The sequence below is a fragment of the Massilia antarctica genome (assembly GCF_015689335.1).
Taxonomy (GTDB): domain Bacteria; phylum Pseudomonadota; class Gammaproteobacteria; order Burkholderiales; family Burkholderiaceae_D; genus Telluria_A; species Telluria_A antarctica.
The window spans coordinates 6,431,233-6,444,186 of record NZ_CP065053.1; the positions used below are offsets into that span (position 1 = coordinate 6,431,233).

General features: G+C 63.3%; 10 protein-coding genes. 4 read left to right on the forward strand and 6 right to left on the reverse strand.

The genetic code is table 11. From position 1 onward, the window contains the following. The first annotated feature begins 121 nt into the window (after positions 1-121). On the forward strand, positions 122-1,174 hold the full coding sequence (locus IV454_RS28230; RefSeq protein ID WP_206088855.1) for a hypothetical protein: 1,053 nt from the start codon (positions 122-124) through the stop codon (positions 1,172-1,174). A gap of 31 nt (positions 1,175-1,205) precedes the next feature. Then, complete coding sequence (locus tag IV454_RS28235) at positions 1,206-2,060, forward strand: DUF2059 domain-containing protein (protein ID WP_206088856.1); 855 nt, start codon at positions 1,206-1,208, stop codon at positions 2,058-2,060. A gap of 126 nt (positions 2,061-2,186) precedes the next feature. Here IV454_RS28235 and IV454_RS28240 read toward each other — a convergent pair whose 3' ends face one another. Continuing rightward, positions 2,187-4,469: a xanthine dehydrogenase family protein molybdopterin-binding subunit gene (locus tag IV454_RS28240; RefSeq protein WP_206088857.1), complete on the reverse strand. Its 2,283-nt coding sequence runs from the start codon at positions 4,467-4,469 to the stop codon at positions 2,187-2,189. Positions 4,470-4,538: 69 nt separating this feature from the next. Continuing rightward, the gene (locus IV454_RS28245) at positions 4,539-7,667 is read right to left on the reverse strand and encodes a bifunctional diguanylate cyclase/phosphodiesterase (protein ID WP_206088858.1); all 3,129 of its coding nucleotides are present in this window, start codon (positions 7,665-7,667) and stop codon (positions 4,539-4,541) included. A gap of 273 nt (positions 7,668-7,940) precedes the next feature. Here IV454_RS28245 and IV454_RS28250 point away from each other — a divergent pair, with 273 nt between their 5' ends. Beyond that, positions 7,941-8,447, forward strand: coding sequence for a DUF1993 domain-containing protein (locus IV454_RS28250; RefSeq protein WP_206088859.1), 507 nt, complete (start codon positions 7,941-7,943; stop codon positions 8,445-8,447). Between the two features lie 91 nt (positions 8,448-8,538). Here IV454_RS28250 and IV454_RS28255 read toward each other — a convergent pair whose 3' ends face one another. From IV454_RS28255 to IV454_RS28270, 4 genes are all read right to left on the reverse strand, one after another. Continuing rightward, complete coding sequence (locus IV454_RS28255; RefSeq protein WP_206088860.1) at positions 8,539-9,693, reverse strand: sensor histidine kinase; 1,155 nt, start codon at positions 9,691-9,693, stop codon at positions 8,539-8,541. Beyond that, positions 9,694-10,077, reverse strand: coding sequence for a response regulator (locus IV454_RS28260; protein WP_206088861.1), 384 nt, complete (start codon positions 10,075-10,077; stop codon positions 9,694-9,696). A 175-nt stretch (positions 10,078-10,252) separates the two neighbouring features. Continuing rightward, the gene (locus IV454_RS28265) at positions 10,253-10,465 is read right to left on the reverse strand and encodes a DUF1289 domain-containing protein (protein ID WP_206088862.1); all 213 of its coding nucleotides are present in this window, start codon (positions 10,463-10,465) and stop codon (positions 10,253-10,255) included. Next, on the reverse strand, positions 10,446-11,015 hold the full coding sequence (locus IV454_RS28270) for a DUF1415 domain-containing protein (protein WP_054263180.1): 570 nt from the start codon (positions 11,013-11,015) through the stop codon (positions 10,446-10,448). The genes IV454_RS28265 and IV454_RS28270 overlap by 20 nt, the downstream gene beginning before the upstream one ends. Positions 11,016-11,501: 486 nt before the next feature. Here IV454_RS28270 and IV454_RS28275 point away from each other — a divergent pair, with 486 nt between their 5' ends. Beyond that, on the forward strand, positions 11,502-12,869 hold the full coding sequence (locus IV454_RS28275; protein ID WP_206088863.1) for a transglycosylase SLT domain-containing protein: 1,368 nt from the start codon (positions 11,502-11,504) through the stop codon (positions 12,867-12,869). Positions 12,870-12,954: the final 85 nt, after the last annotated feature.

Here is a 12,954-nt window from a genome sequence, read left to right on the forward strand (position 1 = left end):
GCGGATATGTGTACATTTCCATCATGGCCCGCCTTGCACAGTCACTATGCGGGCGGCAGCATCATGCAGGCCGCCGGTGTCGATGCCGGGGCACACCCCCCAACCTCTTGACGAGAACGCCATGAACCCACACCCTTCCCCGGACGCCGTACCCGCCGGCGGCTTTTTCGCGGCCGCGGCGAACTATGGCGTCAACTCGCCACGCCCGCGCCTGCTGCTGGTGGCGCTGATGCTCCTGGCCCTGTGCATCGTGCTGATCACCGCGATCGACCTCGCCTTCCTGTCCGACCGGGTGAATTACATGCTCAGTCTTACCCAGACCAAAACGCTCCCCCACGAGGCGATGCGCGCCGGCGACATGAACACCATCCTGTTCGTGACGGCGATGGCGGGCGGCATGCTGGCGCTGATCGCGTTCGGACACAGCTGGGCGCGCTGGGTCTGGCTGCTCCTGTGCATGCTGGCCGGCAGCGGACTGGCGCTGGTGTGGGTCGGCCCGATGTTCCTGTTCGCACCGGGCGCGGCCATGGTGAAGTGCGGCCTGTTCGTCTTGCAGGCCGTGCTCACCTGCCTGCTGTTCGCGCCTTCGAGCAATGCGTGGTTCCGCCGGCTCAGGGAGCTGCGCGACAACCCGCGCCGGCAGGCGGCCACGCCGGCGGCCTACCAGGGCACCGCCCCGGCCGACGGCCAGGCCTACCATCCGTACGCGCCGCCGGGCACGCTGGCCGGCGCGGCGCCCGCCGCGGTGGCACTGCCGGCACGCCCCCGCACGGTCACCCTGGGCATGGCGCTGTGCGTGCTCTCCTCGCTTGCCGGCATGGTCATCTCGCTGATCTACATGCCCGACGTGCTGGCCGCCCAGAGCGTGTCGCTCGGCACGGGCTGGGTGAAAAATACGGTGTACGGCAGTCTGGTCGTCGGCGCGCTTCTCCTGATATTGCTGATGTACTTTATCGCGCGCGCCTCGAACGTGGCACGCTGGATCTGGCTCGTGGTGGCCGTCTTCGGTTTCCTCAATTCCATCAATGCCTTCAAAACCGCGTTTGTGGTGTCGGCCCTGTACGGCTCCCTGGCGGTGCTCACCCAGCTCATCGTGCTGGCCGGGACCATCCTGCTGTTCGTTCCCGCCTCCAACCAGTGGATGCGCGACACGGCGCTGGCGCGGCGCCCGTAAGCTTTCACCACGATTTCAAAAAAGAGCCTCGATGCACGCATCCCTGTCTTCCGCAGTCCGTTTCGTCGGACACCTTGTCCTCGCCAGCCTGGTCCTGTGCCAGGCCGCCCAGGCGGCTCCCGCCACCGAAGCGCGCATCCGCGAGTATTTCCAGGTCACCGGTACCGAGGCTCACCTGAACATTGCCACCGAGGCGATCGAGAAGGGCCACGAGGAAGCCTGGCGCAACGAGCGCGATCCGGTACAAAAGGAAAGCAAAAAATTGTTCATGGACCTCTTCAAGGAGATGGCCAGCACTGACCTGACCTGGGAGAAACTGGCACCGCTCGCCATCGCAAGCTACCAGCAAGAGCTGAGCGACAGCGATGTGCAGGACATGATCGCGCATGCCAGGAGCCAGGCCGGGAAAGTGACCAACCAGAAATGGATCCCGGCGCTGCTCGCGCACCTGCCGGCGATCCAGCAATACGTCAAGGCAGCGTTTTCAGAGCTCAACGACGGCAAAGGGCCGCCCATGCCCATCCCTGCCATGCCGCCGCCCGCACCGAACGATGCGTTGCTGCAAACCTTCCTGCGCGAGATCCCTGGCGACCGGGAAGAGTTCGAGGAGCGCATCACGCCGATGGTCATGATGGCCGGCATCCTCGCCCGGGGCGACAATACCAAAAACCGGACCCGGCGCTTGCGCGCGGTCGCCAAGGTGAAGCAGCGCGTCTCGTTCGACAACATCACCGTCCTCAAGGCGCGCATGCTTGCCAATGTGCTCAGCACCGACGAGATCAACTTGCTCATCGAAGACAACCGGCGTCCGGAACGCCAGGCGCAGCTGCGCAAGGTGCGCCAGGCCGAGCGGGAGTTCCGAGAGCGTACGCCGGGCGTCATGTAAGCACCCTGTCCGTCACGGCGGCGGCATGGCCGACATGATTCGCCTTCTCTCCCCCTGACGAAATCGCCTTCCTGCGAGCACGCGTCACCACTATAACGTGCGCGCCATCAACCCGCCCGACGGCAGCTACGCCAGGCGCAGCGGCAGGCTGCGCAAGCGCTGCCCGGTCAGTTTGAATACCGCGTTCGCCACGGCCGGCGCGATCGGCGGGGTGCCCGGCTCGCCCACGCCTTCGGGCGGCTCGGCGCTCTTGATGATCACCGTCTCCACCTCGGGCGCGCTGTCGATCCGCAGCACCGGATAGTCGCCAAAATTGCCCTGCTCGACCCTCCCGTTCTTGAGCGTGATCTCGCCAGCCAGCGCGGCCGACAGGCCGAACACCACCGCCGACTCCATCTGCTGCGCGATGATGTTCGGATTGACCGCCAGGCCGCAATCGATCGCGCACACCACGCGGTGCACGCGGATCTGCTTGTCCGTCACCGATACCTCGGCCACCTGCGCCACGATGCTGCCGAACGACTGGTGCAACGCCACGCCGTGCGCGCGGCCCTCTGGCGCCGTGCCGGCCCTGGCCAGGGCGGCGTCGAGCACCGCCAGGTGGCGCGGATGGCGCGCCAGCAGCGCGCGCCGGAAGGGCGCCCCATCCTGGCCGGCGGCATGCGCCAGTTCGTCGATGAAGCTCTCCTTGAAAAACGCATTGTGCGAGTGGCCGACCGAACGCCAGTAACCGAGCGGCACCTGGCTGTCGACGATCACGTGCACCACGCGCTGGTTGTCGATCTCGTACTGCATGTCGTACTCGCCTTCGGCCGTGGTCTTGTCCGGGCCGACGCCGGGCAGGCCCAGGTTACGCGGAAAATACTGATGCCCGATCGAGCCGCTGACCGACTTGTTGTCGTAGCTGACGATGCCGCCCCGGGCATCGACCTTGCCGGTGAAACGCGCCAGCGCGGCCGGACGGTACACATCGTGCGTCATGTCGTCCTCGCGCGACCAGACCAGCTGCACCGGCTTGCCGCCGGCCGCCATGGCGACGGCCACCGCCTGCGCCACCATGTCCACCTCCAGGCGGCGCCCGAAGCCGCCGCCCAGCAGCAGCACGTCGACCGATACGTCGGCGCGGCTCACATTAGCCACCTTGGCCGCCATATCGACGCAGATGCTCGGCACCTGAGTCGAGGCCCACAACCTCACCTTGCCGCCCGCGACCTGCGCGGTGCAATTCATCGGTTCCATGGTCGCATGGGCGAGGAAAGGCGCGCGGTATTCGGCCCGGATGGTCTTGACCGCGCCCGCGGCCGCCGTCACGTCGCCATGCTTGTAATAGGTGAAGCCCGATTCGGTATCGAGGGCGCCGGCGAAGCCCTTGAAAATATCGGCGCTCGACAAGCCGGCATTGACGCCCTCGTTCCACTTGACGGCCAGGGCACCCAAGGCCTGGCGCGCGCGCCAGTACGAATCGGCGATCACCGCCACACCGGCGCCGGCGCCGGTTTGCCCGGACAGCGCGGACGACACGTCGACCACGCCCTTCACACCCGGCATTGCCTTCGCCCTGGCGGCATCGAACGAGGCGACCGTGCCGCCCACCACCGGCGACATCGCCACCGCCGCGTACAGCATGCCGGGCGGGCGCGCGTCGATCCCGAACATGGCGCTGCCATTGACCTTGGCCGGCGAATCGCGGCGCGCCTGGGGCGTGCCGATCAGGGTGAATTCGCCCGGTTCCTTGAGACGCACGTCGGAGGCGGCGATATCGAGGCCGGCCGCCGCCGCCTTGGCGGCCAGGCTGCCGTACGAGGCGCGCTTGCCGCCCTGGTGGACCACGAAGCCTCCCATCCCCTTGCACTGCGCGGCCGGCACGCCCCATTCCTGCGCCGCGGCAGCGATCAGCATGGCGCGCGCCACGGCGCCCGCTTCGCGCATCGGCAGCCAGGCATCCTTGACGCTGCTCGACCCGCCGGTCATCATGATCCCCAGCTCGCGCGCCACTTTTGCGAGCATCCACTGCGCGCCTTCCTTGACACTGCCGCGGTCATCGGGATGGAACGGCAGGTTTTCGCGCAGCACTTCGAGATTGCTGAAGATCTTGTCGATCGGCGCCTGGGTGATGCGCACCTGCGCCAGCGGCACGTCGAGCTCCTCGGCCAGCAGCATCGGCAGCGCGGTGTTCACGCCCTGCCCCATTTCGCAGCGCGGCACCACCACCGACACCGTGCCGTCGGGCGCGATCGCCACCCAGCCGTTCAGCGCCACGGCGCCGCCGGACACCGGCAAGGGCTGCGCCGTGTGCAGGCGCTGGCGCGGCGGCTGGATGCCCCAGCCCACCACCAGGGCGCCGCCGGCGGCGAGGCCGCCAAGCAGAAAACGGCGGCGGGTCTTGTTCTTCGGTGTAGTCTGGCTCATTGCATTCTCATGGCGTGCGTACGCGCGGAATGGCACTGTAGCATGCCGCCCGGCGCGGGCAGTGCGTGTTTACGCCGGCAAGCGTGCCGGCCAGCGCGTCAGGATCGTTTCGGGCAGTTCCGGGCGGCTGTACAGGTAGCCCTGCGCCAGGTTGCAGCCGTGGCGCAGCAAAAAGGCGGCCTGCTCCTCGGTCTCGACGCCCTCGGCGATCACCGACAGGTTCATGCTCTTGCCAAGCTGGATGATGGCGATGGCGATCGCCTCGTCGTTCACGTCGGTCGAGATATCCTTGATGAAGCTGCGGTCGATTTTCAAGGTCTGCACCGGCAACTGCTTGAGGTAGGCCAGCGACGAATAGCCGGTACCGAAATCGTCGATCGCCAGCCCCACGCCGATCGAGTGCAGGTCGTTGATGAAGACCAGCGCGTCGCCCGTATTCATGATCACCGACTCGGTCACTTCGAGCTGCAGGCGCTGGGGCGCCAGGCCGGTCTCCTTGAGGATATCGGCCACCATGTTGACGATGCTGCCGCGCTCGAACTGCTTGACCGACAGGTTGACCGCGATCTTCGGCACGTGCAGGCCGGCCGCTTCCCAGCGGATCATCTGGCGGCAGGCTTCGTCCAGCACCCACTTGCCGAGCTGGTTGATGAAACCGGTGTCCTCGGCCAGCGGAATGAAGCGCACCGGCGGCACGTTGCCCAGTTCCGGATTATTCCAGCGCACCAGCGCCTCGACCCCGATCAGGCGGCCGCTATCGATTTCAACCTGCGGCTGGTAATTGAGGAAGATCTCGTTCTTGTCGATCGAGCGGCGCAGCATCGCTTCCATGCGCAGGCGCTCGACGCCTTCGCCGGTCATCGACGGCGCGTAGAACTGGTAGCCGTTGCGCCCGCGCGCCTTGGCCTGGTACATGGCCACGTCGGCATTACGGATCAACATATTCAGGTCGGCCGCGTCGTCCGGGAACACGCTGATGCCGACGCTGCCGGTGACGAACAACTCGTAGTCGGACACGATGAAAGGCTGCTCGAACATGGCCATCAGTTTTTCGGCCACCTGGCCGGCGCCGGACTGGCCGCTGACATTTTCGAGCAGGACGATGAATTCGTCCCCGCCCAGGCGCGCCAGGGTGTCGCCTTCGCGCAGCTTGCCCTGCAAGGCCGCGGCGACCTGCTTGAGCAGCTCGTCGCCGACGTGGTGGCCGAGCGTGTCGTTGACGTTCTTGAAGCGATCGAGATCGATGAACAGCACCGCCAGCTGCTGGCCGTCGCGCGCGGCGCGCTTGAGCGCATGCAGCAGGCGGTCGTGGAACAGCAGGCGGTTGGGCAGCGCCGTGAGCGAATCGTGGTGCGCCATGTGATCGAGCTGCTCCTGCGATTGCTTGGCCTTGGTGATGTCGCTGAACACGGCCACGTAGTGGGTGGTGACGCCGTGATCGTCGCGCACCGCCGACACGGTCAGCCATTGCAGATAAACGTCGCCGTTCTTGCGCGTGTCCCAGCGCTCGCCGCGCCAGAAACCGGCTTGGCCCAGTTCGGCCCACATCTGCTGGTACACGGCCGCATTTTCGGTGGGCGAGCGGGTCAGGCGCACATCCTTGCCGACCGCGTCGCTTTCGCTGAAGCCCGTGATCCGGGTGAAGGCCGGATTGACGGCAACGATACCAAGGTCGACGTCGATGACCACGACGGCATCGGCGATATGTTCGAGCACCGTGGCCGACAGACGCAGTTTTTCCTCGGCCTCGCGCCGTTCGGTGACGTCGGCATAGACCCAGATGCTGCCGCCGTTGGGGCGGGCCGGGTCGAGCGCGCAGCCGCTCACGCGGCACCAGAAGGCGCTGCCATCCTTTTTCAAGTACTGGCGCTCTTCGTTGTAGTCGTTGTCCTCCGCCAGGGCCGCGTATTGCTGTTCGCCGGCGCGCACGAATTCGTCGTGGCTCGGGTACAGGATGTCGGCCAGCTTGCCGGTCATCTCGCCGCTGGCGTAGCCGAACAGGTCTTCGCAGCGGCGGTTGGCCGACACGATGCGGCGCTCGCGCACGAACATCACGCCGAACATGACGTTGTCGAGAATCGCGCTTTGCTCGGTCAGCAGCGCTTCGATGCGCATCTCGTTGCTTTTGCGTTCGCTGATGTCGGCGATGATCCCGTCCACCCACGATTTTTCGGGCACGGCCCCCGCTTGCGGCTGGCCGTTCTCGGACACCCAGCGCTCGATGCCGGCGGCGTCGACGATGCGGTATTCGATCTCGTACGGGCGTCCGCTGGCCATCGCTTCGCGCACGGTGCGGCTCTGCATGCGCCGGTCTTCGGGACAGATCAGGTCCGACCAGGCATCGGTGGTGCTGCGCAAGAACAGCGCGGCCGGATAGCCGGAAATGTCTTCGATGGCGTCGCTGACGAAATCGATCGAGCCGCCCGGGCGCACCCGAAACACCGCGCCCGGGACCTGGGTGACGATGGTGCGAAAGCGCTCCTCGCGCCGGCCGATGTCCTCGAACAGGTGCTTGATGGCGACCCGCATCTGCTCCATCTGCTTGGCCAGGCGGCCCAGTTCATCGCTGCCTTCGAGTTCGAGGCGCGTTTCGAAGTCGCCATGCGAGAGGCGGTCGGAAAATTTCATCAGCTGGCGCAACGGCACCAGCAGGCGCTTGTTGAGGAACAGGACGATCAGCACCAGCGACACGGTCAGCTGGAACGCCAGCACGAAGGCATAGTTGGACTGCTTGTTGCGCAATTCCTGCTGGCTGCGGGCATCGTCCATCTCGACCACGACCACGCCGATGCGCTCGCCGCGCACCAGGATGTCGCGTTCGGCGCGGTAGATCTGGCCTACCGGACGCTGGGCCGAATGGATGTTGATGAACTGGGCGTCGGACTGGCCGATCACCCGGATGTGCAGCACCGAGGGATCGCGCATCACCGATTCGACCAGCGACTGGGCCGACTCGGCGTTCATGTTCCACAGCGACTCCTGCATGCCGAGGGCGAGGATGTCGACATTGCGGCGCAGCGACTCGCTCAGTACCGCCTTGGCCGCCGTGCGCTCCTGCACCCCGATCAGCACGTAGCTGCCGATGATGGCAGGAATGACCAGCCCGCCGAAAACGACCAGCATCAGCGCGCCGTAAATCGACAGTCCGTACAGCTGGCTGAGCTTGGTACGGAAACGTTGGTAGGCCGTGCTAAGCATGCAGCAAGTTGGAAAGCATACGGGAAGATGCCTGAGTGAAAAGTTAGATAATAAAAGTTTTCTATACGGAATTATGCACGGAAGCTCTCCTCAAGTCACCAACTGCACGGGAGGATGAGGCGTTTTACAGACGGGGAAAATGAAAACAGTTGACGCGATGGCTTTGCAAGGCGCGGACATGGCGCACAGCCCGCCACCGGTACAATCCGAGCCGTTCAGCGTGAAACCCGCCGACTTGCTATCATCGCAGCATTTTTCTGAAAGGGATTCACAATGACTTTTTCCATGTACGACGCCTCGGTGCCCGTTTTCAAGCAGATCCTGACCAGCCTGTCGGCCATCATCGACAAGGCCGAAGCCCACGCCACCGAAAAGAAAATCGAACCGGCCGCCCTGTTGCAGGCGCGCCTGTACCCCGACATGTTCCCCTTCCAGCGCCAGGTCCAGGTTGCCGCCGACTTCGCCAAGGGCTGCTGCGCCCGTCTGGCAGGGGTGGACGTGCCGCGCTATGAAGATAGCGAGCACACCTTCGCCGACCTGAAAGAGCGCATCGCCAAGACCCTGGAGTTCATCGACGGCTTGCCGCAGGACGGCATCGAAGCGAGCGCCCAGCGCGACATCAGCACCAGCAGCGGCGCCAACGCCAAGCAATTCAAGGGCCAGGTCTATCTGGTGCACTACGCGCTGCCGCACTTCTATTTCCACGCCACCACCGCGTACGCGATCCTGCGCCATAACGGCGTGGAAGTGGGCAAGAAGGATTTCATCGGCGCGTTTTAAGCCGGGTCCATCGATGGTGGGGGAGCCGCGCGGCGCCTGCGCCTGCAGCGTCAATCCGGGGGGGGCGACGGCGGCGCCGGCCAAGCCCGGACTACGCGTCGCTATCTCTGCGATGGGGCGTGAGCCGAGGCAGGCTGATCGTAAAGCTTACCCCAGCCTCTTGAGTGGAAGAAACAGAAATCCGGCCTTCATGTGCCTTGACGATTTCTTTTACCACGTACAGGCCCAAGCCGAGATTTTGCACCCTGGAGATGCTCCGCTCGCTGGGCGGACGGATGGCGAAGCTTTTCACGGGATCGAATAGGGTTCGCAGTTTCGCCGGGGGAATCACCTCCGCTTCGTTCCTTACCTCAAACAACACGTCAGCGGCGCTACCGTTGATAGCGATCCGGATCGTGCCCTCCGGTTTTCCATGCTGAATGGCATTGGAGATCAAGTTGGAAAATGCCTGTGCCAAACGCGGTCCATCCCAGGTACCGACTAAATTGCCCTCGGAAACAAGCTCGATGTGACGCTCGGGATGGAAGGTTCTTGCTTCCTCCACCACATTCAGGCATATCTGATCGAGGTCAACCGTATAAGGATCGATGGGAATCCCTTCGCCCAAGTGCGAGGTCGAGAAGTCGAGCAGATCGCGCACGATCTCGTCCACCCGTTTTGCACTGTTAAAAATCCTCAGGCCAACCTTGAGTACCTTGGCAGGCAAGGTTTGGTCATGCAGCAAGACTTGAGCGCCCATGCTCACGGCGCCCAGCGGCGAGCGCACATCGTGCCCGAGAATGGCTAAAAACAAGCTTTGGGCATCGCGCAGCAGTTTCGAATAACGGGCCATCGACTCGCTTTGCGCCTGATCGATGGCTTCATTGAAACGGACCATATCCTGGATTTCTTCCGCTGTGGTGATGGGCACGCTGCGCGCCCACAAGCGCAGAACGCTCGACCGGAGCGCGCGGAATTCGGCCATGACCTGGTCGCTGTTCAAGCCGGACGCCATGCGCGCGGCGGCATGCACTTCGGCTGCGGTGTCGCCCGCCGCAACGGGACCGTGCCCCTTGGACTTGGCGATACTCTGGCTGGCGTTCTGCGCGGTGTCCAGATCGGTGATGATGACGTTTAATACCGCGGTTGCATGATCGCGCAACTCGACCCGGTCGGCGTCCGCCAGGGGCGCCAGGGTCACCGCGAAATCTTCCCACTCCTGGAGAATGGCGTCGAGATTTCTATGAATAAAAAGGGAAAGACGCATTTATACCTTGGCATAACGGTCGTCGGCAGTGCGTGCCGCGGCAAGCAAGCTACTTACTTCCGCCAGCAAGTTTTCCGCCAAAAATGGTTTCCTCAGAAACCCATCATAACTTGCATTCTTGCCGACTTCGCATCGCAAGGAGCCACTCATAAGTAATACCGGCAGTCGTGCTGTCAATGGATCGGCTTTCAAACGCGCGCTCAGTTCAGGGCCGCTCATCCCCGGCATGACACAGTCCGTAATGACAAGTTCAGGTGCCGCTTGCCGGATCCTGGCCAGCGCTTGAGCACCACTGGCTGCGATACCCACCTCAAATCCATGCGTTTCGAGCAACATCGCGCAGGTTTCGGCCATGCCCATATCATCGTCGACTATCAATATCATCTTTGCATCCTGTACCGCCTGGGGTTTTCGCCGAGGCGTCGGCAAAGAGTCAGAAATTGACTCGCCTCAAGTATTGCTTCTTCCGGGAATTGTATCCGTGCGGTACCGAACGCTGCCCGGCCCGCATGCGACGGCAACAGCGCGAGGCTGGCTTCGTCCCGGGGCCGGCCAAGGATCAGGTATTGCGGCGAGGGTAGCCTTGCGCAAGGATGCGGACCCACACCACTTCCTTGTCGGCATCGCTCATCGACACCCAGTGCGCCACTTCCACCACGCTGCGTCCGCAGCCGCGGCAAATCTCATCGAACGTGGTCGAGCAGACCGCGACACAGGGCGTGTCCGGCCGTTCAGGGGCCTTCATGGCGCCATCATTTGGCGGGGCCGACATCGAGCGAATCCCAGCCGTCATGGCCGAGCTTTTCCATGGTTTCAATGTTTTTATCGAAAATCTCCGACGCTTCCGGGAAAGCCTCGACCGCCCGCTCGATGCTGTCTTCGCGCAGCAGGTGCAGGATGGGGTAAGGCGCGCGGTTGGTGAAGTTGCTGATGTCGTTGATATCGGTGTCCGCGAACTGATATTGCGGATGGAAACTGGCCACCTGCAATTCGCCGTCGAGCTGCATGTCTTCCAGCGCGGCATCGGCCACGTCGAGAAATTCGTTGTAGTCGAGGAAGTCGCCCAGCACGAAGGGATGGATCAGCAGGGTGGTGTCGATGTCTTCCGGGTCGGTATCGGACAGCAGTTGCAATTCATTCATCAGGGTTTCGAGCAAGACTTCCGGCGTGGTCGCGCTGGAAACGACATAGCGCACCTGCTTTTTCACATGAACGGCCTTGGCGAACGGACAGAGATTGAGCCCGATGACGGCTTTTTCCAGCCATTGTTGTGTAGCGGCAATGATCTGATCATCGTCGGCGTTCAGATTGGGGGTGCTCATGGCAATGCTTTCACTAATAGAAGAAGCGTGCGGCGCAAGCGGAAAACGCAAGCGCATGACGCGAAACCCAAATTGTACGCACTCTTTGCGCCAGCTCATAGGTGCGCCCGCGTGCCGGGGTAGTTTAGAGGCCGATGCCTGGTCCGCAGCCCGCCCCGGTTTTGGTATTGTTCCCGGCACCTGCGCGCCCGCCCCGGCCGGTCCCGCGCAGCGCTCCCCGGCGCATCCCTGCCATAGGAGGAAATCCTACATACCCCCCGGGAGTATCCAAAACGGCCCCGTCCATACACTGATAGCATCCTGGCACTTTTAAGGCATACTCCCGGCAATTGGTCTTTTCCGATGCAACAATATTGGTTGAAAGTGTTGTCAAAATATTTGCCGCGCACACAGACATTTGACTTGACTCAAACGATAAGTGGTACGTACACTCCGACCTTATCTATTCGTCTGTCCGGCTGTTTTCGGACCCAACAATGGAACGCTATGCAAAAAACGACACGCAATACCATTTCACTTGCAGTCCTCGTTCTGATGCTCGCGCCTGCGCTCAGCTACGCGGCCGACTCCGTCTCAAGCAACGTTGCGCCACTGGCGCCGACGGTCAAGCCTGCGCCAGCTCCGCTCCAGCCCTTCCCCGCCGTCAAGGCGGATGAATACAAGGAAGCCGACGTCTGGGGCCGCATCCGCACCGGTTACGCCATTCCCGATATCGACAATGCGCTCGTTACCAAGCACGTCAACTGGTACAGCTCCCGTCCCGACTATATCGCCCGCACCTCGGCGCGCGCCTCGCGTTACCTGTTCTATGTGGTCCAGGAACTTGAGAAACGCAATATGCCGACCGAGCTGGCATTGCTGCCGATTATAGAATCGGCCTTCAATCCGCAAGCCTATTCCAAGGCCAACGCCGCCGGCATGTGGCAGTTCGTGCCCGGCACCGGCAAGGATTTCAATCTCAAGCAAGACATGTTCAAGGATGAGCGGCGCGGCGTGCTGGCCTCGACCGATGCCGCGCTCAGCTATCTGCAGCGCCTGTACGGCATGTTCGGCGACTGGCCGCTGGCCCTGGCCGCCTACAACTGGGGCGAAGGCAATGTCCAGCGCGCCATCAAGAAGAACCAGGCGCTCGGCAAACCGACCGACTACGAAAGCCTGTACGAGCACATGCCGCCCGAAACGCGCGAATACGTGCCGAAACTGCAGGCGGTCAAGAACATCATCGCCAACCCGGCCCAGTACCACGTTTCGCTGCCGGTGATCGACAACACGCCCTACTTCACCACGGTCGACAAGACCAGCGACATCGACCTGACCATCGCGGCCCAGCTGGCCGAACTGTCGGTCGAGGAATTCAAGGCGCTCAATCCGCAATTTAACCGCCCGGTCATCACCGGCGGCGAGCAGACCAAGATTCTGTTGCCACAAGAGAATGCGGCAAAGTTCCACCTGAATCTGGCGCAATGGGGCCGCGCCCTGTCGACCTGGACCACGCACAAGATTACCGGCGCCAAGGACAGCATCGCTTCCCTGGCCTCGCGTTTCGGCACCACGCCGGAAGTGATTCGCCAGGCTAACAATATTCCGGCGCAAACCCGCCTGAAGGCTGGCTCCACCATCCTGGTCCCGAAAATCTCGACCTCGGTGCAGACCGATATCGCCGAGCACGTCGTCGACAACGCGGTCATGGCCTTTGAAGCTGAACGCGCCGGCCGCCGCGGTGGCCGCGCTGAAAAGCAGACCAACGCCCAGCGCATCAAGGGCAAGGTCGCCGAACTGAAAACGCGCGTCGCCGGCCGCAACGCCAAAACGGCAGCCAACGACAGCGCGCGCTACAAACGGCGCGGCGGCTGAGCGCCGCTGGCGGGTGCCTCCGGTGCGCCCGCCAGCGCGCTTTATCTACCAAGACTTTCCCGGTAAATCCAGCTTTTTGATACGC

What these genes read in the sequence shown, in the direction of transcription:
- IV454_RS28230 (WP_206088855.1), top strand. Translation starts at nt 122, where the DNA reads ATGAACCCACACCCTTCCCCGGACGCCGTACCCGCCGGCGGCTTTTTC.
- IV454_RS28235 (WP_206088856.1), top strand. Translation starts at nt 1,206, where the DNA reads ATGCACGCATCCCTGTCTTCCGCAGTCCGTTTCGTCGGACACCTTGTC.
- IV454_RS28240 (WP_206088857.1), bottom strand. Translation starts at nt 4,469, where the DNA reads ATGAGCCAGACTACACCGAAGAACAAGACCCGCCGCCGTTTTCTGCTT.
- IV454_RS28245 (WP_206088858.1), bottom strand. Translation starts at nt 7,667, where the DNA reads ATGCTTAGCACGGCCTACCAACGTTTCCGTACCAAGCTCAGCCAGCTG.
- IV454_RS28250 (WP_206088859.1), top strand. Translation starts at nt 7,941, where the DNA reads ATGACTTTTTCCATGTACGACGCCTCGGTGCCCGTTTTCAAGCAGATC.
- IV454_RS28255 (WP_206088860.1), bottom strand. Translation starts at nt 9,693, where the DNA reads ATGCGTCTTTCCCTTTTTATTCATAGAAATCTCGACGCCATTCTCCAG.
- IV454_RS28260 (WP_206088861.1), bottom strand. Translation starts at nt 10,077, where the DNA reads ATGATATTGATAGTCGACGATGATATGGGCATGGCCGAAACCTGCGCG.
- IV454_RS28265 (WP_206088862.1), bottom strand. Translation starts at nt 10,465, where the DNA reads ATGTCGGCCCCGCCAAATGATGGCGCCATGAAGGCCCCTGAACGGCCG.
- IV454_RS28270 (WP_054263180.1), bottom strand. Translation starts at nt 11,015, where the DNA reads ATGAGCACCCCCAATCTGAACGCCGACGATGATCAGATCATTGCCGCT.
- IV454_RS28275 (WP_206088863.1), top strand. Translation starts at nt 11,502, where the DNA reads ATGCAAAAAACGACACGCAATACCATTTCACTTGCAGTCCTCGTTCTG.